This is a genomic window from Pseudomonas sp. Pseusp21 (assembly GCF_059492145.1).
This window is the reverse complement of the sequence record NZ_CP168520.1, coordinates 4,702,216-4,719,903: the sequence shown is the minus strand read 5'-3', so window position 1 is coordinate 4,719,903 and position 17,688 is coordinate 4,702,216. Positions and strand designations below refer to the sequence as shown.

22 protein-coding genes are annotated in these 17,688 nt (G+C 60.4%); 11 read left to right on the top strand and 11 right to left on the bottom strand.

Annotated elements, in window-relative coordinates; all coding sequences use genetic code 11:
- Genes mlaD through ACEN93_RS21300 form a run of 3 tightly spaced genes read right to left on the bottom strand, consistent with a single transcriptional unit; the run spans position 1 to position 2,077 of the window.
- Positions 1-468 carry an outer membrane lipid asymmetry maintenance protein MlaD gene (gene mlaD / locus ACEN93_RS21310; protein ID WP_007953559.1) on the bottom strand — a complete coding sequence of 156 codons (468 nt, stop codon included), beginning with the start codon at positions 466-468 and terminating at the stop codon, positions 1-3.
- A complete protein-coding gene (gene mlaE, locus ACEN93_RS21305; protein WP_007953561.1) occupies positions 468-1,265 on the bottom strand; it encodes a lipid asymmetry maintenance ABC transporter permease subunit MlaE in 798 nt (265 codons plus the stop codon). Before mlaE ends, mlaD begins: the two co-directional genes overlap by 1 nt.
- Entirely contained in the window at positions 1,265-2,077 is an 813-nt protein-coding gene (locus ACEN93_RS21300; protein ID WP_039769298.1) for an ATP-binding cassette domain-containing protein, read from the bottom strand. The genes mlaE and ACEN93_RS21300 overlap by 1 nt, the downstream gene beginning before the upstream one ends.
- 275 nt (positions 2,078-2,352) lie before the next feature.
- Here ACEN93_RS21300 and ACEN93_RS21295 point away from each other — a divergent pair, with 275 nt between their 5' ends.
- The 10 genes from ACEN93_RS21295 (at position 2,353) to ACEN93_RS21250 (ending at position 9,380) form a co-directional block, all read left to right on the top strand.
- Positions 2,353-3,327: a KpsF/GutQ family sugar-phosphate isomerase gene (locus ACEN93_RS21295; RefSeq protein WP_011332477.1), complete on the top strand. Its 975-nt coding sequence runs from the start codon at positions 2,353-2,355 to the stop codon at positions 3,325-3,327.
- Positions 3,328-3,852 carry a KdsC family phosphatase gene (locus tag ACEN93_RS21290; protein WP_074691813.1) on the top strand — a complete coding sequence of 175 codons (525 nt, stop codon included), beginning with the start codon at positions 3,328-3,330 and terminating at the stop codon, positions 3,850-3,852. It begins immediately after the preceding gene.
- Between the two features lie 8 nt (positions 3,853-3,860).
- The gene (lptC, locus tag ACEN93_RS21285) at positions 3,861-4,433 is read left to right on the top strand and encodes an LPS export ABC transporter periplasmic protein LptC (RefSeq protein WP_007953568.1); all 573 of its coding nucleotides are present in this window, start codon (positions 3,861-3,863) and stop codon (positions 4,431-4,433) included.
- On the top strand, positions 4,420-4,965 hold the full coding sequence (lptA, locus tag ACEN93_RS21280) for a lipopolysaccharide transport periplasmic protein LptA (protein ID WP_007953570.1): 546 nt from the start codon (positions 4,420-4,422) through the stop codon (positions 4,963-4,965). Before lptC ends, lptA begins: the two co-directional genes overlap by 14 nt.
- Complete coding sequence (gene lptB / locus ACEN93_RS21275; protein ID WP_007953572.1) at positions 4,965-5,690, top strand: LPS export ABC transporter ATP-binding protein; 726 nt, start codon at positions 4,965-4,967, stop codon at positions 5,688-5,690. Before lptA ends, lptB begins: the two co-directional genes overlap by 1 nt.
- Before the next feature lie 187 nt (positions 5,691-5,877).
- Complete coding sequence (locus tag ACEN93_RS21270) at positions 5,878-7,371, top strand: RNA polymerase factor sigma-54 (protein WP_011332472.1); 1,494 nt, start codon at positions 5,878-5,880, stop codon at positions 7,369-7,371.
- 73 nt (positions 7,372-7,444) lie between these two features.
- Positions 7,445-7,753, top strand: a complete 309-nt coding sequence (gene hpf, locus ACEN93_RS21265; protein ID WP_011332471.1) for a ribosome hibernation-promoting factor, HPF/YfiA family — start codon at positions 7,445-7,447, stop codon at positions 7,751-7,753.
- Between the two features lie 11 nt (positions 7,754-7,764).
- Positions 7,765-8,229, top strand: a complete 465-nt coding sequence (gene ptsN, locus ACEN93_RS21260; protein ID WP_007953580.1) for a PTS IIA-like nitrogen regulatory protein PtsN — start codon at positions 7,765-7,767, stop codon at positions 8,227-8,229.
- Between the two features lie 2 nt (positions 8,230-8,231).
- Complete coding sequence (gene rapZ, locus ACEN93_RS21255; protein ID WP_039769291.1) at positions 8,232-9,089, top strand: RNase adapter RapZ; 858 nt, start codon at positions 8,232-8,234, stop codon at positions 9,087-9,089.
- 15 nt (positions 9,090-9,104) lie between these two features.
- Positions 9,105-9,380, top strand: a complete 276-nt coding sequence (locus ACEN93_RS21250) for an HPr family phosphocarrier protein (protein ID WP_039769289.1) — start codon at positions 9,105-9,107, stop codon at positions 9,378-9,380.
- A gap of 37 nt (positions 9,381-9,417) precedes the next feature.
- Here the strand turns inward: ACEN93_RS21250 and ACEN93_RS21245 are convergent, their stop codons facing one another.
- From ACEN93_RS21245 to pmbA, 6 genes are all read right to left on the bottom strand, one after another.
- Positions 9,418-10,311 (bottom strand): ZIP family metal transporter, encoded by an 894-nt coding sequence (locus ACEN93_RS21245; protein ID WP_074691820.1) that lies wholly within the window; start codon positions 10,309-10,311, stop codon positions 9,418-9,420.
- A gap of 29 nt (positions 10,312-10,340) precedes the next feature.
- On the bottom strand, positions 10,341-10,952 hold the full coding sequence (locus tag ACEN93_RS21240) for a superoxide dismutase (RefSeq protein WP_039769285.1): 612 nt from the start codon (positions 10,950-10,952) through the stop codon (positions 10,341-10,343).
- Between the two features lies 1 nt (position 10,953).
- Positions 10,954-11,394 (bottom strand): DUF2753 family protein, encoded by a 441-nt coding sequence (locus tag ACEN93_RS21235; protein ID WP_039769283.1) that lies wholly within the window; start codon positions 11,392-11,394, stop codon positions 10,954-10,956.
- 27 nt (positions 11,395-11,421) lie between these two features.
- On the bottom strand, positions 11,422-12,798 hold the full coding sequence (locus ACEN93_RS21230) for a class II fumarate hydratase (protein ID WP_103385660.1): 1,377 nt from the start codon (positions 12,796-12,798) through the stop codon (positions 11,422-11,424).
- Positions 12,779-13,186: a hypothetical protein gene (locus tag ACEN93_RS21225; protein WP_039769279.1), complete on the bottom strand. Its 408-nt coding sequence runs from the start codon at positions 13,184-13,186 to the stop codon at positions 12,779-12,781. The genes ACEN93_RS21230 and ACEN93_RS21225 overlap by 20 nt, the downstream gene beginning before the upstream one ends.
- 160 nt (positions 13,187-13,346) lie before the next feature.
- The gene (gene pmbA / locus ACEN93_RS21220) at positions 13,347-14,693 is read right to left on the bottom strand and encodes a metalloprotease PmbA (RefSeq protein WP_039769277.1); all 1,347 of its coding nucleotides are present in this window, start codon (positions 14,691-14,693) and stop codon (positions 13,347-13,349) included.
- Positions 14,694-14,801: 108 nt separating this feature from the next.
- Between pmbA and yjgA the strand changes: the two genes are divergently transcribed.
- The gene (yjgA, locus tag ACEN93_RS21215; protein WP_007953598.1) at positions 14,802-15,326 is read left to right on the top strand and encodes a ribosome biogenesis factor YjgA; all 525 of its coding nucleotides are present in this window, start codon (positions 14,802-14,804) and stop codon (positions 15,324-15,326) included.
- Positions 15,327-15,377: 51 nt separating this feature from the next.
- Here yjgA and tldD read toward each other — a convergent pair whose 3' ends face one another.
- Positions 15,378-16,820, bottom strand: coding sequence for a metalloprotease TldD (gene tldD, locus ACEN93_RS21210; RefSeq protein ID WP_007953601.1), 1,443 nt, complete (start codon positions 16,818-16,820; stop codon positions 15,378-15,380).
- 5 nt (positions 16,821-16,825) lie between these two features.
- Positions 16,826-17,686 (bottom strand): carbon-nitrogen hydrolase family protein, encoded by an 861-nt coding sequence (locus tag ACEN93_RS21205; protein WP_490843172.1) that lies wholly within the window; start codon positions 17,684-17,686, stop codon positions 16,826-16,828.
- Positions 17,687-17,688 lie beyond the last annotated feature (2 nt).

The window sequence follows — 17,688 nt, the reverse complement described above, 5'->3', positions numbered from 1 at the left end:
TCATTTGGCGTCTTTGCTAACGGTATTGAGCAGGAATTTACCGATCAGGTCTTCCAGTACCAGAGACGACTGCGTGTCGTGGATGGTTCCACCATCCTTGAGGCGGGTGTCTTCGCCGCCCACGCTGATACCGATGTACTTCTCGCCCAGCAGACCCGCTGTCAGGATAGATGCTGTGGAGTCGGTCGGCAGATTGTCGACGCTTTTGTCCACTTGCAGGGTTACCCGACCGGTGAAGCTGTCGCGGTCCAGATCGATCGCGGTGACCTTGCCGATGGTCACACCCGCCATGGTCACTTTGGCTCTGACCGTCAAACCGGCGATATTGTCGAAATACGCGTAAAGCTTGTAGGTATCGGTGGTCGAAGTCGGAGACAGGCCACTGACCCGCAGGGCCAGCAGCAACAAAGCCAGGATCCCTGCCAGCAGGAACAGGCCGACACCGATTTCCAGGGTGCGGTTTTGCATCAGAAATCTCCAAACATCAAAGCAGTCAGAATAAAGTCCAGGCCGAGTACTGCCAGCGAGGCGTAAACCACGGTCTTGGTGGTGGCACGGCTGATCCCCTCGGAAGTGGGTTCGCAGTCATAGCCTTGAAATACGGCGATCCAGGTGACGACAAAAGCGAATACTGCACTTTTGATGATGCCGTTGAGCACATCGTCACCGAAGCTCACGCTGTTCTGCATGTTCGACCAGTAGGAACCTTCGTAGACACCCAGCCAGTCAACGGCGACCCACGAACCGCCCCAGATGCCGACCACGCTGAAGATCATCGCCAGCACCGGCAGGGAAATGAAGCCGGCCCACAGACGCGGGGCAATGATGTACTTGAGCGGGTCGACCCCGATCATTTCCAGGCTGGACAGCTGTTCGGTGGATTTCATGTTGCCGATTTCCGCCGTCAGCGCCGAACCGGCACGACCGGCGAACAACAGCGCGGTCACCACCGGCCCCAGCTCACGCAGCAGGGTCAGCGCCACCATCTGGCCGACGGCCTGCTCCGAACCGTAACTCGACAGAATGTTGAAGCCCTGCAGCGCCAGTACCATGCCGATGAAAATCCCGGACACCACGATGATCACCAGCGACATCACGCCGACGGAATGCAGCTGCTTGACCAGCAGGCCAAACCCGCCGCCGATGCCGCCTCGCCCGAGCAGGGCATGAAACAGGAACAGGGTCGAACGCCCGAACACTGCGACGCTGTCGATTCCGGCGAGGCCGAAACGACGCACACGCTCCATTAATGTAATTCTGCGCATCAGCGGCGCTTCCCCAGAAGATCTGCGCGGTAATCCGGCGCTGGAAAGTGATACGGCACCGGGCCGTCGGGTTCCCCGGTCATGAACTGGCGGATACGCGGATCGTCCGAGCCCATCAGTTCGTCCGGCGTGCCCTGCCCCAATACCTGGCCATCACCGACCACATAGATGTAGTCAGCAATGCTCGCGGTTTCGGCGAGGTCGTGGGACACCACGATGCTGGTGATTCCAAGCGCATCGTTGAGCAGACGGATCAGGCGAACCAGCACACCCATGGCGATCGGATCCTGGCCGACGAACGGTTCGTCGTACATGAGGATCTGCGGATCGAGGGCGATGGCCCGGGCCAGGGCGACCCGGCGCTTCATGCCGCCGGAAAGCTCGTCAGGCATCAGCTCGATCGCACCGCGCAACCCTACTGCCTGCAATTTGAGCAGCACGATGTCGCGGATCATCTCGTCCGGCAGATCGGTATGAACGCGCAGCGGGAAGGCGACGTTCTCGAACACGTCGAGATCGGTGAACAGCGCACCGCTCTGAAACAGCACGCCCATGTGCTTGCGCGCATCGAACAGATCGCTGCGCGACAGCTTCGGCAGGTTCTGGCCGTTGACCCAGACCTCGCCCTTGGATGGCCGCAACTGGGCGCCCATCAGGCGCAACAGTGTGGTCTTGCCACACCCGGAAGGCCCCATGATGCCGGTGACCTTGCCGCGCGGGATGCGGATATCGACGTTATTGAAAATGCTCCGCGCACCGCGCTTGAAGGAGACTCCCTTCAGCTCGACCGCGTAGGCGTTATCGGCACTCATCTAAACTCCTTGCGATGCAGCCTCTCACTCGGACGCCTGGCTTTCTGAGGAAAGCCCCTACATCCCGGGCAGGCCGAACTGGCGGCGAACTATATCACTGCAAAGGGCAAGCGCCCAAGGCCTGCACCGGCCCGCATTCTGCGAGTTGAAGGGCTTGACGCCTTATTTGCAGAGATTTGGTAACGAGGAATGACAAAGCACGACGAACTTGCGTGAGGCTTTTCAACATAACCGCTATAATCGCCGCCTTTTCATCGGGCTATACGATTTCTGACATGAGCCAAACCAGCGACCTGATTCAATCGGCACAACGCACCATCCGCCTCGAAGTGGAAGCCGTACAAGGCTTGTTGCCCCATATCGACGCCGATTTCGTACGCGCTTGCGAGATGATTCTGGCCAGCAAGGGCCGTGTTGTCGTGGTCGGCATGGGCAAGTCCGGGCACATCGGCAACAAGATTGCCGCGACCCTGGCCAGCACCGGCACCCCGGCGTTTTTCGTACACCCGGCCGAGGCCAGTCACGGCGATATGGGCATGATCACCCGTGACGACGTGATCCTGGCCCTGTCGAACTCCGGCTCCACCAACGAAATCGTCACCCTGCTGCCACTGATCAAGCGCCTGGGCATCCAGCTGATCAGCGTCACCGGCAACCCGCAGTCGCCGCTGGCCAAAGCGGCAGAGGTCAATCTCAACGTGCACGTCGAGCACGAAGCCTGCCCATTGAACCTTGCGCCAACCTCCTCGACCACCGCCGCATTGGTCATGGGCGACGCCCTGGCCGTGGCACTGCTGGAAGCGCGCGGTTTCACCGCCGAAGACTTCGCCTTTTCCCACCCGGGCGGTGCATTGGGCCGACGCCTGCTGCTGAAAGTGGAAAATGTCATGCACGCCGGTCAGGAGCTGCCACAGGTACAGCGCGGCACCCTGCTCAAGGACGCGCTGATGGAAATGACTCGCAAGGGTCTGGGCATGACCGTCATTCTTGAAGCGGACGGCAAACTGGCCGGGATCTTCACTGACGGCGACCTTCGTCGCACCCTGGATCGCAGCATCGATATCCACAGCGCCACCATCGACCAGGTGATGACCGTGCACGGCAAGACCGCCCGCGCCGAGATGCTCGCGGCCGAAGCCCTGAAAATCATGGAAGACCACCGAATCAACGCGCTGGTTGTCGTAGATGAAGAGGATCGCCCGATCGGCGCCTTCAACCTCTCCGATCTGCTGCGCGCAGGAGTGATGTAAATGAGCACCGATCTGCTGCAACGCGGCAAGGCCATCAAACTGGCGGTTTTCGACGTCGACGGCGTCCTCACCGACGGGCGCCTGTACTTCCTTGAAGACGGAAGTGAATTCAAGACCTTCAACACGCTCGATGGCCAGGGCATCAAGATGCTGATGAACGCCGGCGTACAGACCGCCATCATCAGCGGTCGCAAGACTCCGGTGGTCGAGCGTCGAGCAAAAAATCTGGGCATCCCGCACCTGTTTCAGGGTCGCGAAGACAAACTGGTCGTTCTCGACGGTCTTCTGGAGCAACTGGGCCTAAGCTATGAACAAGTCGCCTATCTCGGTGACGACCTGCCCGACCTGCCGGTGATCCGTCGCGTGGGGCTGGGCATGGCCGTGGCCAACGCAGCAGCCTTCGTGCGCGAACACGCTCACGGCGTCACCCACGCCCGTGGCGGCGAAGGTGCCGCCCGCGAATTCTGCGAACTGATCCTGCGCGCCCAAGGCAGCCTCGACGCCGCCAACAATGCGTATCTGTGAGTCCAACCATGTTTAGCAAAAAGTTTCGCAACATCCTGCTGTTCGGTTGCATCGCGGCGATTTTCGGTGCGGTCGGCTACTGGAACATCAGCCCGGAACGCTTCCTCGACAAACCGCCGGTTTCGGCAGAGGAAAGCCCGATCGACTGGTACGCGACCAATACGCACACGATCCAGTACCTCGAAGACGGCAAAGTGCAGTACGAAATGACGTCCGACAAGGCCGAGCACGTCAAGGCAACCGACATTACACTGGTCACCAAGCCCGATCTGAACATGTTCCGTGGCACCGACTTCCCGTGGCACGTGACCAGCGAACGCGGTGAAGTGAACTCCGGTGGCACCGAGGTCGAGCTGATCGACTCGGTACGCGTCAAACGCACCGACGAAAAGAACCGCGACACCCTGATCACCTCCACTCGCATGACGGTGTTCCCGCAGCAGCAATATGCGCAGACCCAGCAACCCGTTAGAATCGACGGCGCTGGCGGTGTATCGACTGGCGTAGGAATGAAAGCGTATTTGAAGGAAAGCAGGATACACCTGCTATCGAACGTAAGAGGACAGTATGAGGCTCGTTAAAACCCTCCCTATTTTGCTCAGTCTGGGCGCAGCACTGGGAAGCGTGAGCGCCTGGGCTCTGCCGAACGATCAAGAGCAGCCAATCCGTATTCAGGCCGACGATGCCCAGCTGGACGACAAGAACGGCGTTGCTACCTATAAAGGTGACGTAATCATCACTCAGGGTTCGATGATCGTCAAAGGCAACACCGTGACCATGACCCGTGCGCCTAACGGCGACATCGACGTCGTGACTTCGGTGGGCAACCTCGCCTACTTCGAACAGTTGCAGACTGCTGGCGACACCAAACCCGTTCAGGGCTGGGGTGTGACCATTCAGTATCACGCTGCGCAAAACCGCGTTGTATTGATCGACAAGGCAAAAGTCGTCGACAAGGACAACAACACCACTCAGGGCGAGAAAATCGTCTATGACACGGTGAAGAAACTGGCCAGCGCCGGTCGAGCCACTGGCAGCAAGGTCACCGAAGCGCGTCCGCGCATCGACATGGTGATCCAGCCGAAGAAGAAAACCGACGAGAAAACCCAGTAATGGCAACTCTGAAAGCTCAGCACCTGGCCAAGGCCTATAAAAGCCGCCAGGTCGTGCGCGACGTCAGCCTGTCGATCGACAGCGGTCAGATCGTCGGCCTGCTCGGCCCGAACGGCGCCGGCAAGACCACCTGCTTCTACATGATCGTCGGCCTGGTCCAGGCCGATCAGGGTCGCGTATTGATCGACGATCTGGACGTCAGCCATCAGCCGATGCACGGTCGCGCCAAGGCCGGTATCGGCTATCTGCCGCAAGAAGCGTCGATCTTCCGCAAACTGTCGGTAGCCGACAACATCATGGCCATCCTTGAGACCCGTCAGGAGCTCGACAAGGCCGGTCGTCGCAAGGAGTTGGAAAGCCTGCTGCAGGAATTCCATATCAGCCACATCCGCGACAACCTCGGCATGAGCCTGTCCGGTGGTGAGCGCCGTCGCGTGGAAATCGCCCGCGCACTGGCCACGGCACCGAAGTTCATCCTGCTCGACGAACCGTTCGCCGGTGTCGACCCGATCTCGGTCGGCGACATCAAGCAGATCATCCACCACCTCAAGGCCAAGGGTATCGGTGTATTGATCACCGACCACAACGTCCGTGAGACGCTGGATATCTGCGAAACCGCCTACATCGTCAATGACGGCCAGTTGATCGCCGAGGGCGACTCCGCGACCATCCTCGCCAACGATCTGGTGAAGGAAGTCTATCTGGGTCACGAGTTCCGCCTGTAAGCGCGACAGCATCCGACCAGCCGTCCGGGTGCTGTAACGTTGAAGCGCCTTTTTTCTACGCTTTTATTGTTACAGCGCTCTAGGCAAACACGACAGTTTCAGGCATATAATTTGCTTAAGTTTGGCGCTCCGGCGCCCTGTAGTGGATGGCGCATAGCGCCGGCGAATAAGGTGTTAAGCCCCTGCCATGAAACCATCGCTAGTCTTGAGAATGGGCCAGCAGCTGACGATGACACCGCAGCTGCAACAGGCCATCCGCCTGCTCCAATTGTCGACCCTGGATCTGCAACAGGAAATCCAGGAGGCTCTGGAATCCAATCCGATGCTCGAACGCCAGGAAGACGGCGACGACTTCGACAACTCCGATCCCATGGCCGACAACGCCGAACAGAAGCCCAACACCGAGATCCAGGAACCCTCCTATCAGGAGACCGCGCCGACAGTCGATAACCTCGAAGACGGCGAATGGAACGAGCGAATCCCCAACGAACTGCCCGTCGACACCGCCTGGGAAGACGTCTACCAGACCAGCGCCAGCAGCCTGCCGAGCAGCGACGATGACGAGTGGGACTTCACCACCCGCACCTCCGCCGGCGAGAGCCTGCAAAGCCACCTGCTGTGGCAGTTGAACCTGGCACCGATGTCCGACACCGATCGCCTGATCGCTGTCACCCTGATCGATTGCATCAACAATCAGGGCTACCTGGACGAAACCCTCGAAGAAATCCTCGACGCCTTTGATCCGGAACTCGACATCGAGCTGGACGAGATCGAAGCCGTCCTGCACCGCATCCAGCAATTCGAACCGGCCGGCATCGGCGCACGCAACCTGGGCGAATGCCTGCTGCTGCAATTGCGCCAGCTGTCGGCCAAGACCCCTTGGCTGGCCGAAGCCAAGCGCCTGGTCACCGATTACATCGACTTGCTCGGCAGCCGCGACTACAGCCAGTTGATGCGCCGCATGAAGCTCAAGGAAGACGAGCTGCGTCAGGTCATCGAACTGGTGCAGAGCCTCAACCCGCGCCCCGGTTCGCAGATCGAATCCACTGAAGCCGAATACGTGGTGCCTGACGTCATCGTGCGCAAGGACAACGAGCGCTGGCTGGTCGAGCTGAACCAGGAGTCGGTGCCGCGCCTGCGGGTCAACGCCCAGTACGCCGGTTTCGTGCGCCGCGCCGACACCAGCGCCGACAACACCTTCATGCGCAATCAGTTGCAGGAAGCCCGCTGGTTCATCAAGAGCCTGCAAAGCCGCAACGAAACCCTGATGAAAGTGGCCACCCAGATCGTCGAGCATCAGCGCGGCTTTCTGGAGTATGGCGACGAAGCCATGAAGCCGTTGGTCCTGCATGACATCGCGGAAGCGGTAGGCATGCACGAGTCGACGATTTCCCGCGTAACCACGCAAAAATTCATGCATACCCCACGGGGCATATATGAGCTGAAATACTTTTTCTCCAGCCATGTGAGCACCTCCGAGGGCGGTGAATGCTCGTCCACGGCGATCCGCGCGATCATCAAGAAACTGGTTGCCGCGGAAAATCAGAAAAAGCCGTTGAGTGACAGCAAGATCGCTGGTTTACTGGAGGCACAAGGCATTCAGGTGGCTCGCCGCACGGTCGCCAAGTACCGCGAATCCCTCGGGATCGCGCCTTCGAGCGAACGCAAGCGGTTGATGTAAGCCACGTTACAGCGTTCCAGTGGCAGGCTCTTCGGCCTGCCGCTTTATGCACTGGCAACGAAGGAGAAGCTGTATGCAAGTCAACATCAGTGGACACCAACTGGAAGTTACCCAGCCTCTGCGCGAGTACATCGAGCTCAAGCTCAAGAAGCTCGAAGGGCATTTCGACAAGATCACCAACGTGCAAGTCACGATGTGCGTCGAAAAACTGAAGCAGAAAATCGAAGCCACGCTGCATATTCCCGGCAATGAGGTCGTCGCAAACGCGGAACATACCGATATGTACGCTGCGATCGACGCGCTGACCGACAAGCTTGATAAACAACTCAAAAAGCATAAGGAAAAGACCCAGAGCCTGCTTCAGGGCGCTACCGGTCGATAACCCCCACCCCCATGATCCGACTTGAAAGTATCCTGACCCCCGGCCGTTCCCTGGTGAACGTGCCGGGCGGCAGTAAAAAGAAAGCCCTGGAACAAATTGCCAACCTGATCGCCCGGGAAGTTCCGGATCTGGAGATGCAAGATGTATTCGAGGCATTGATTGCCCGTGAAAAACTGGGCTCCACCGGTTTTGGCAACGGCATCGCCATTCCCCACTGCCGCCTCAAGGGCTGCGAAGCGCCGATCAGTGCGCTGATGCACCTTGATGCCCCTATCGATTTCGACGCTATCGACGGCGCGCCCGTGGACCTGCTCTTCGTCCTGCTGGTGCCGGAAGCCGCCACCGATGCGCACCTGGAGCTGTTACGCCAGATCGCCAGCATGCTCGACCGCAAGGACGTGCGCGACAGACTGCGTAGCGCGCCTAGCAACGAAGCCTTGTACCAGGTTGTACTGGAAGAACAGAACAGGCCGTAACCATGCGCTTGATCATTGTCAGTGGCCGTTCCGGCTCGGGTAAAAGTACCGCCCTGGATGTCCTTGAGGACAACGGTTACTACTGCATCGATAACCTGCCGGCAGGTCTTCTGCCGGATCTGGCCGAACGTGCGCTGGTTCATACCGAAATGCTCCAGCCCCTGGTGGCCGTCTCGATCGACGCCCGCAACCTGCCGAGTCATCTGTCACGTTTTCCAGAGTTGCTCGAGGAAGTGCGCAGCCGGCATATCCAGTGCGATGTCCTGTACCTCGACGCCGATGACGAAACGTTGCTCAAACGCTTTTCGGAAACTCGTCGTCGTCACCCGCTCAGCAACGCCAACCGCTCGCTGGCCGAAGCCATCGACGACGAAACCGCCCTGCTGGGCCCGATTGCCGATCTGGCCGATCTGAAGGTCAATACCACCAATCTGAACCTCTACCAACTGCGCGATACCATCAAGCTGCGACTGTTGAACCAGCCGGAGCCGGGGACCGCGTTTCTGGTGGAGTCCTTCGGTTTCAAACGCGGCATGCCGGTGGATGCGGATCTGGTGTTCGATGTTCGCTGCCTGCCGAACCCGTACTGGAAACCGGAACTGCGAGCGCAATCCGGTCTCGATCAGCCGGTCGCCGAGTATCTGGCGGCGCAGCCGGAGGTCGAGGAGATGTACCAGGACATTTATACGTATCTGAACAAATGGTTGCCGCGCTTTGCGGCGAGCAACCGCGCTTACGTCACCATTGCCATCGGCTGCACCGGCGGGCATCACCGTTCCGTTTACCTGACCGAACGTCTTGGCCAGGCGCTGCAGAAGACCCTGAAGAACGTCCAGGTTCGCCACCGCGACCTCAGCTAAAGGATTCACAACGCGATGCCTGCTCGGGAAATAGAAATCATCAACAAGCTGGGCCTGCACGCCCGCGCATCGGCAAAATTCGTCGGAGTGGCGGGCCAGTTTCCCGATTGCACGATCAGAGTGGGCCGCACACCGGACACCACGGTTGACGGTAAAAGCATCATGGCGATGATGATGCTCGCTGCGGGCAAGGGCACCAAAATCCACCTGAGTACCGAAGGTCACCAGGAACAGGAAGCCATGGACGCGCTGGTGACACTGATCAACAACTACTTCGACGAAGGCGGTTGAAACGCCTGAGGCGAAGTAGCCCGCTCCCTCCCCCGGTTCATCCCAACGCCGTATCCATCACCATCATCAGACAGAAGCCGATCAGCAATCCCAGACTGGCCAGCTTCTCGTGACCATTGCGTCGCGACTCGGGGATGACCTCGTGAGTCACCACCAGCAGCATGGCACCAGCCGCCAGCGCCAACCCCAAGGGCAGCAACAGTTCGGCAAGACTGACCAGCCACGCACAGAGCAGCGCAAATACCGGTTCGACCAGACCTGACGCTGCGCCAATCAAAAACGCCTTGACCCGCGACATCCCGGCGCCGGCCAGCACCAGTGCAATCACCAGCCCTTCCGGCACATCCTGCAAGGCAATGCCCATCGCCAGACTTTCTGCGTCAGGCATTCCACCGCCCGCCGAGACACCGACCGCCATGCCTTCCGGGATGTTATGGGCAATGATGGCGAACACGAACAACCAGATCCGTGGCGGAATCACCGGATGTTCGACGGTGCCGATGAGCATTTCCGGCGAGGCCCCCGACACACGGCGATCAACCAGATACAGACCGAACGCCCCGAGCATGATGCCGAAGCAAATCAGGCCGCTGGCGCCCCATGGGCTCAGTCCCAGACTTTCGGCGGCGGCGATTCCCGGCACGATCAGTGAAAACGCGGTCGCCGCCAGCATTACACCGGCGCCAAAACCCAACAGCGTATCGCCCAGCGCCTGGGGCATGTTGCGGATTACCAGCACCGGAACAGCCCCCAGCGCGGTGCCGAGGGCGCAAATCGCGCCGCCCTGCAATGCCCGCGACAACCTCGGCTCCAGATTCAGCCAATCGAGTCCGTGTGCGACCAACAGGGACATGCCCGCCAACAGCAGCAGCGAACCGATTGCGTAACGAAACATACGCCCACTTCCGATCGCCAGTGTTTCAGTGCCCATAGTCAGCCTTGGATTGTTTTTATAGGGACTTAAACCATCGCGGCCTGATAGCGCGCAGCAACTTGCGGCCAGTTGATCACGTTGTAGAACGCGCTGATGTATTCCGGCCGACGGTTCTGATAACGCAGGTAGTACGCGTGTTCCCACACGTCGAGCCCGAGAATCGGCGTGTTGCCGTTCATCAGCGGGCTGTCCTGGTTGCCGCTGCTTTCCACCACCAGTTTCTTGTCGGGCGTGACGCTGAGCCACGCCCAGCCACTGCCGAAACGGGTCAACGCGGCTTTGGTGAAGGCGTCCTTGAAGCTGTCGAGGCCACCCAGCTGCTCATCGATCGCCCTGGCCAGCGCACCGTCCGGTTTGCCACCGCCGTTGGGCACCATCACTTCCCAGAACAGCGAATGGTTGGCATGACCGCCGCCCTGGTTGATCACCGCCGCGCGGAGCTTTTCCGGCAGTTGCTGGACGCTGGCGACCAGCTTCTCCACCGGCCATTCCGCGAATTCGGTGCCCTCGACCGCAGCGTTCAGGTTGTTGATGTAAGTCTGATGATGCTTGGTGTAGTGGATCTCCATGGTTTGCGCATCGATGTGCGGCTCCAGTGCGTCGTAGGCGTAAGGCAAGGCTGGCAGGGTAAAAGCCATTTCAGTGGACTCCATGGTGATGTGGGGCAGGCACTCGGCGCGCGTTGCCGGTATCCGAGTGCAGCAAACGCTGGGTGCGCGGGTATTCGCCGTGTTCGCTGATGAAATTGAGCAGCTCGACGTAGGTTTTGCTGCTCTGGCGAAGGGCCGCTTCACGCAGGGCCGGACGCAGGCGCTCGTCCTGCATGGTCTGCAACAGCCGTTGATGAATCGCGCACAGATACTCGGCGCTCTCCTCCGGCTGATTCAGGCGCAGGTGCAGATCGGCAAGGTTGTGATGGGAGATGACGCAAGCCGCCACCGCTTCGTCGGCATCGGCCCAGCGCTCGAACAACACCTGCGCCAAAGCCAATGCTTGCAGGTAGGCCTCGCGGGCATCGATCAGCTCGCCCAGGATGAAGCAGCGATTGGCCCGTTCGATCGTGCGTTTCCAGTGCTCCATGGTGAACCTCCAAAGCGGTTGCGGTGCTTACACGCCACCGGCGGTGAGTTTCTCGGGATTGAGCAACTCTTCCAGCTGGCTGCGCGACAGGTCGGTGTGTTCCAGCGCAACGTCGATCACCGCGCGACCCTGCTTGTAGGCCTGCTTGGCAATCTCGGCAGCTTTCTGGTAACCGATGATCGGGTTGAGCGCGGTCACCAGAATCGGGTTGCGCGACAGCGCTTCCTTGAGGCGCGACTCGTTGACCTTGAAGGTGGCGATGGCCTTGTCACCCAGCAAACGGCTGGAGTTGGCCAGCAACTCAATGCTGCTCAGCAGATTCTGGGCAATGATAGGCAGCATCACGTTCAGCTCGAAATTGCCTGATTGACCGGCGATGGTGATCACCGAGTCATTGCCGATCACTTGCGCAGCTACCATGGCGGTGGCTTCCGGAATCACCGGATTGACCTTGCCTGGCATGATCGATGAGCCCGGCTGCAGGCCCTCAAGCTCGATTTCACCGAGCCCGGCGAGCGGGCCGGAGTTCATCCAGCGCAGGTCGTTGGCGACTTTCATCAGGGACACGGCGGTGGCCTTGAGCTGGCCCGAGACGGCCACGGCAGTGTCCTGCGAGCCGATCAGGGCGAACAGATTCTTGCCAGGGGTGAACTGGACATTGGTCAACTGGCTGAGCTGGCGGCTGAACCGCGCAGCAAATTCCGGATGCGCATTGATCCCGGTACCGACCGCTGTACCGCCCTGAGCCAAGGATTGCAGGCTTGGCAGCAAATCCTGCAGGTGACCGATATTGGCCTTGAGCTGCTGCGCCCAACCGTTGAGCACCTGGCTCATGCGCACCGGCATGGCATCCATCAAGTGAGTTCGGCCGGTCTTGACGTGATGATGGACCTGTTCGGCCTTGCGTTCGATCACTTGCACCAGGTGCAGCAGTGCCGGCAGCAGTTGTTCGTGCAGGGCCAGCGCGGCGCTGACGTGGATAGTGGTAGGAATGATGTCGTTGCTGCTCTGCCCACAGTTGACGTGGTCGTTGGCGTTCACCGGTTCGTCGAGCAAGCGGCTGGCCAGGGTGGCAATCACTTCATTGGCGTTCATATTGGAGCTGGTGCCGGAACCGGTCTGGAAGATGTCCACCGGGAAATGCCGCATGAAGTCGCCTTCCAGCAACCCTTGGGCGGCATCGCTGATTGCCTTGCCCTGGGCGGCGCTGAGCTGGTTGAGTTCAACGTTGGCGCGCGCGGCGGCCGCTTTCGCCAGAATCAGGGCGCGGATGAACTGGGTCGGCATCGGCTTGCCGCTGATCGGGAAGTTATCCACTGCGCGCTGGGTCTGCGCGCCGTAGAGAGCGTCCACCGGCACCTGCAGTTCGCCCATGCTGTCGCGCTCAATACGTGTCTTGGTCATCTGAAAATCCTTGCACCAGTTCTATGAGAGGAATCGAGGGAAGCAACTCGCAGGTCGCCAATTGCCAGGTGTAGCTTTGCCAGCGCTTGAGCCGGCACTTGCACAGCGAGAGGCGCTCCATTTCACGCAAGGGGCGCCAGGCTTGATCGAGACACAGGCTGCGCCAGTGCCACGGCAGCGCGATATCGGTGGCCGTGTCGAGCAGCAGACGGAAGGAGGTTTCAGCGATCATCCAGGGCGAAGTCGCCGTGCAGCAGGCCAGATACCGGCCTTCGGCCAGGTAGTGTTCGATCAGTCGTGGCTCGTCGGGATCCATCGCGCAACGGATCCGGCGACTCATCCAGCGCCAGCTTTCGAGATACGGCTGCTCGTGCAAGGCAGAACTCATGATTCTGGGCCCATCCGATAATGAGATTTATTATTAGATGATAATGAGAACCAAAACAAGAGCGGCTTTTTTTGCTGCGTTCACCAACCCGACAAATTTGCGAACACAAAAAGGCGCGCCACCCAATCGGGTGGCGCGCCTTTTGTGTACCTGTCTGGGCTTAGCTGCCCGCGACAGTCATCTTCTCGATCAACACCGAACCGGTGCGAATATTGCTGCGCAGTTCCAGATCGTTACCCACCGCGACGATCTGCTTGAACATGTCCCGCATGTTGCCGGCGATGGTCACTTCTTGCACCGCGAACTGGATTTCACCGTTCTCGACCCAGAAACCTGCCGCACCGCGCGAGTAATCACCGGTCACCATGTTCAGACCATGGCCCATCAGTTCGGTGACCAGCAGGCCACGACCCATGCGCCGCAGCAAGGCAGCCTGGTCTTCATCGCCATGGGTGACGAACAGGTTATGCACACCGCCCGCGTTGGCGGTGCTCGGCATGCCGAGTTTGCGACCGGAGTATGTGCCCAGGATGTACGACACCAGTTCGCCCTTTTCGACGAACGGTTTGGCATAGGTCGCCAGGCCGTCGCCGTCATACGACGCACTGCCCATGGCACGCATCAGATGCGGACGCTCGTCGATGGTCAGCCATTCCGGGAACAGCTTCTGCCCCAAAGTGCCTTCGAGGAACGACGATTTGCGGTACAGACTGCCGCCGGAAATCGCCGACAGGAAGCTGCCGAACAACCCACCCGCCAGTTCCGCCGAAAACAATACAGGCACTTCGCAGGTCGGCACCGGGCGCGCACCCAGACGGCTAGCCGCACGCTGTGCCGCGCGCTGGCCAATGCTCACCGGATCCGCCAGCAAACTGCCCTGGCGGTTCACGTCATACCAGTAATCGCGCTGCATCTGGCCATCGGCCTCGGCGATCATCACGCAGCTCAGGCTGTGCCGGGTCGAAGCGTAACCGCCGATGAAACCATGGCTGTTGCCATACACGCGGCAGCCCTGATGAGTGCTCAACGTGGTGCCATCGGCATTCTTGATGCGCGCATCGGCGTCGAACGCGGCTGCTTCACAAAGCAACGCCTTCTCGATGGCCTGCTCCGGCGTGATGTCCCATTGGTGGAACAGGTCGAAATCCTGAATATCCCTGGCCATCAGCGCCGCATCGGCCAACCCCGAGGCTTCGTCTTCCGACGTGTGTTTGGCAATCGCCAGCGCGGCGGCGACAGTCTCGCGAATCGCATCCGGCCCGGTGGCAGACGTGCTGGCAGAGCCCTTGCGCTGGCCGACATATAACGTGATGCCAAAACCCTGATCGCGGTTGAACTCGACCGTTTCGACTTCACGTTGACGCACCGACGTCGACAGGCCCTGCTCCAGCGACACCGCCACTTCACAGGCACTGGCACCCTGACGCTTGGCTTCGGCGATGATCTGCTCGACCTGTTCCTGCAGTGCCGGCAATGCCTGTGGGCCGACGCTTTCAACTGCACTCATGCTCATCTCCACTCAAATTCTGCTTTCGGCTGGGGCCTTCGAGCGACCGGGCCGGACAAGCGGCCCCCGACTGGTTATCATGGCGGCGTTTCTTTGCGGACTGCCACCATGGTTGATTCTTACGACGACTCCCTCGATACGGGAGAAAAAAGCAAATCCCAGGTCAAACGCGAGCTGCATGCTCTGGTTGACCTTGGCGAGCGCCTTACAACGCTCAAGCCCGACTTGCAGGCAAAACTGCCATTGACCGACGCTTTGCGCCGGGCCCTGGCCGATGCGCCCAAGCACACCGCGAACATCGCGCGTAAACGGCATTTGCAGTTCATCGGCAAACTGATGCGCGATCAGGACACTGACGCGATTCTCACTCTGCTCGATCAACTCGATGCCTCTACCCGTCAGTACAACGAGCGTTTTCACAACCTCGAACGCTGGCGTGACCGCCTGATCGCCGGTGACGATGCCGTGCTGGAGAAATTCGTCGTCGATTACCCGGACGCCGACCGCCAGCAACTGCGTTCCCTGATCCGTCAGGCCCAGCACGAGGTTGCGCAAAACAAACCTCCTGCCTCGAGCCGCAAGATCTTCAAGTACATCCGTGAGCTGGACGAGACTCAACGCGGTCTGCGTTGATATTCGCCACCGGGTGGCCGCACCGCGCGCCACCCGAAGCTCCATTCCTTCTTATGCGCCCGTGCCACCCACGGTGATCGCATCGATTTTCAGGGTCGGCTGACCCACGCCCACCGGCACTGACTGCCCGTCCTTGCCGCAGGTCCCCACACCGCTATCCAGCGCCAGATCGTTACCGACCATCGACACCCGGCTCATCGCTTCCGGGCCGTTGCCGATCAACGTTGCGCCTTTGACTGGCGCGGTAATCTTGCCGTCTTCGATCAGGTAAGCCTCGCTGGTGGAGAACACGAACTTGCCGCTGGTGATGTCGACCTGACCGCCGCCGAGGTTGGCGCAGTAGATGCCCTTCTTCACCGAGGCGATGATTTCCGCCGGATCGCTCTGGCCGCCGAGCATGTAGGTGTTGGTCATCCGTGGCATCGGCAGGTGTGCGTAGGATTCGCGACGACCATTGCCGGTGCGGGCCACGCCCATCAGCCGCGCATTGAGCTTGTCCTGCATGTAGCCCTTGAGTACGCCGTTTTCGATCAGCGTGGTGCACTCGGTCGGGGTGCCTTCGTCGTCGACGCTCAGGGAGCCGCGACGACCGCTCAGAGTGCCGTCATCGACGATGGTGCAAAGTTTCGAGGCAACCATTTCGCCCATGCGTCCGCTGTAGGCTGAACTGCCCTTGCGGTTGAAATCGCCTTCCAGGCCGTGGCCGACCGCTTCGTGCAGCAGCACGCCGGACCAACCCGAACCCAGAACCACCGGCAAGGTGCCGGCCGGTGCCGGAATCGCTTCCAGGTTCACCAGCGCCTGACGCAGCGCTTCACGGGCATAACCCATGGCGCGGTCTTCAGCGAGGAAATAACGGTAGTCGGTACGCCCGCCGCCGCCATGGCCGCCACGCTCGCGACGGCCGTTCTGCTCGACGATCACGCTGACGTTGAAACGCACCAGCGGACGCACGTCGGCAGCCAGGCCACCGTCGGTCGAGGCAACCAGAATCCGTTCCCAGACCCCGGCCATGCTTACGCTGACCTGTTGGATACGCGGATCGAGGGCGCGGGTCGCTACGTCGATTCGCTTGAGCAGTTCGACTTTTTCAGCGCGGCTCAGGACTTCCAGCGGATTATCGGGCGCGTACAACTGGGCGACGTCCTGGGTGCTGAACGCCTGTACCGTGCCGTTCTGCCCGGCGCGGGAAATCGAACGGGCCGCACGGGCCGCTGCGCCGAGGGCTTCGAGGGTGATCGCGTTGCTGTAGGCGAAACCGGTTTTCTCACCGGACTGCGCACGTACGCCAACACCCTGGTCGAGGTTGAAACTGCCTTCCTTGACGATGCCGTCTTCCAGCGACCAGGACTCGGAAATCTGCCCCTGGAAATACAGGTCGGCCGCATCGATGCCTGGACCCGCCAGATCACCGAGCACGCCTTGCAGGCTCTCGATCGTCACGCCGCCGGGCGCCAACAGGTGATCACTGACTGAGGACAACAACTCGCTCATAGGTTTTACGCCTTAAATTCGTGTTCTGAAGCAGGTCGCTGTGCGCCCTGCGAAAAAAACCGCCGATGACCGGTCACCGGCATTCGCGCCCGGATGGACACTTGTTCATTGCTGTCGCGCTCGGCCAGCAACACGGCTTCGCCTTGTTCCTGCTGCGCCAGCACGCGGCCCCACGGGTCGACAATCGCCCCGTGGCCAAAGGTTTCCCGCGGCCCCGGATGCGTTCCGCCCTGGGCTGCCGCCAGCACGTAGCACTGGGTTTCAATGGCCCGCGCGCGGATCAGTACATCCCAGTGCGCCGCCCCCGTCACCGCAGTGAAGGCCGACGGTGCGGTAATCAGTTCAGCCCCGGCAGCGCGCAGTTCACTGTACAGCTCCGGGAAGCGCAGGTCGTAGCACACCGTCAGGCCCAATCGCCCGACCGGCGTGTCCGCGACCACCACGCCACTGCCATAAGCATAGTCATCGGATTCGCGGTAACGGCCGCGATTGTCCGCTACGTCGACATCGAACAGGTGCAACTTGTCATAGCGTGCAACGATTTCGCCCTGATCGTTCACCAAAAGCGAGCAGGCATGGGACTTGGCCTCGGGCTGCCCCACCGGCGGCAACGGCAAGGTGCCGGCCACAATCCATAACCTGAGGTCGCGGGCGGTCTGTTTCAACCACGGCAGGATCGGGCCTTCGCCAAGCGCTTCGGCGCGGCCGATATCGGCGATGTCGCGACGGCCCATGGCCGCGAAGTTTTCCGGCAGCACCGCCAGCTTCGCACCGGCACTGGCAGCCTGTTCGAGCAAACGTCGGGCATCGCGCAGATTGGCCAGCACATCGCTCTGGCTGACCATTTGAATCACCGCTAAAGACATGG

Bases quoted from the DNA above. Each gene is read 5' to 3' on its own strand.
- mlaD (WP_007953559.1), bottom strand. From the start codon at position 468: ATGCAAAACCGCACCCTGGAAATCGGTGTCGGCCTGTTCCTGCTGGCA.
- mlaE (WP_007953561.1), bottom strand. From the start codon at position 1,265: ATGCGCAGAATTACATTAATGGAGCGTGTGCGTCGTTTCGGCCTCGCC.
- ACEN93_RS21300 (WP_039769298.1), bottom strand. From the start codon at position 2,077: ATGAGTGCCGATAACGCCTACGCGGTCGAGCTGAAGGGAGTCTCCTTC.
- ACEN93_RS21295 (WP_011332477.1), top strand. From the start codon at position 2,353: ATGAGCCAAACCAGCGACCTGATTCAATCGGCACAACGCACCATCCGC.
- ACEN93_RS21290 (WP_074691813.1), top strand. From the start codon at position 3,328: ATGAGCACCGATCTGCTGCAACGCGGCAAGGCCATCAAACTGGCGGTT.
- lptC (WP_007953568.1), top strand. From the start codon at position 3,861: ATGTTTAGCAAAAAGTTTCGCAACATCCTGCTGTTCGGTTGCATCGCG.
- lptA (WP_007953570.1), top strand. From the start codon at position 4,420: ATGAGGCTCGTTAAAACCCTCCCTATTTTGCTCAGTCTGGGCGCAGCA.
- lptB (WP_007953572.1), top strand. From the start codon at position 4,965: ATGGCAACTCTGAAAGCTCAGCACCTGGCCAAGGCCTATAAAAGCCGC.
- ACEN93_RS21270 (WP_011332472.1), top strand. From the start codon at position 5,878: ATGAAACCATCGCTAGTCTTGAGAATGGGCCAGCAGCTGACGATGACA.
- hpf (WP_011332471.1), top strand. From the start codon at position 7,445: ATGCAAGTCAACATCAGTGGACACCAACTGGAAGTTACCCAGCCTCTG.
- ptsN (WP_007953580.1), top strand. From the start codon at position 7,765: ATGATCCGACTTGAAAGTATCCTGACCCCCGGCCGTTCCCTGGTGAAC.
- rapZ (WP_039769291.1), top strand. From the start codon at position 8,232: ATGCGCTTGATCATTGTCAGTGGCCGTTCCGGCTCGGGTAAAAGTACC.
- ACEN93_RS21250 (WP_039769289.1), top strand. From the start codon at position 9,105: ATGCCTGCTCGGGAAATAGAAATCATCAACAAGCTGGGCCTGCACGCC.
- ACEN93_RS21245 (WP_074691820.1), bottom strand. From the start codon at position 10,311: ATGGGCACTGAAACACTGGCGATCGGAAGTGGGCGTATGTTTCGTTAC.
- ACEN93_RS21240 (WP_039769285.1), bottom strand. From the start codon at position 10,952: ATGGCTTTTACCCTGCCAGCCTTGCCTTACGCCTACGACGCACTGGAG.
- ACEN93_RS21235 (WP_039769283.1), bottom strand. From the start codon at position 11,394: ATGGAGCACTGGAAACGCACGATCGAACGGGCCAATCGCTGCTTCATC.
- ACEN93_RS21230 (WP_103385660.1), bottom strand. From the start codon at position 12,798: ATGACCAAGACACGTATTGAGCGCGACAGCATGGGCGAACTGCAGGTG.
- ACEN93_RS21225 (WP_039769279.1), bottom strand. From the start codon at position 13,186: ATGAGTTCTGCCTTGCACGAGCAGCCGTATCTCGAAAGCTGGCGCTGG.
- pmbA (WP_039769277.1), bottom strand. From the start codon at position 14,693: ATGAGTGCAGTTGAAAGCGTCGGCCCACAGGCATTGCCGGCACTGCAG.
- yjgA (WP_007953598.1), top strand. From the start codon at position 14,802: ATGGTTGATTCTTACGACGACTCCCTCGATACGGGAGAAAAAAGCAAA.
- tldD (WP_007953601.1), bottom strand. From the start codon at position 16,820: ATGAGCGAGTTGTTGTCCTCAGTCAGTGATCACCTGTTGGCGCCCGGC.
- ACEN93_RS21205 (WP_490843172.1), bottom strand. From the start codon at position 17,686: ATGTCTTTAGCGGTGATTCAAATGGTCAGCCAGAGCGATGTGCTGGCC.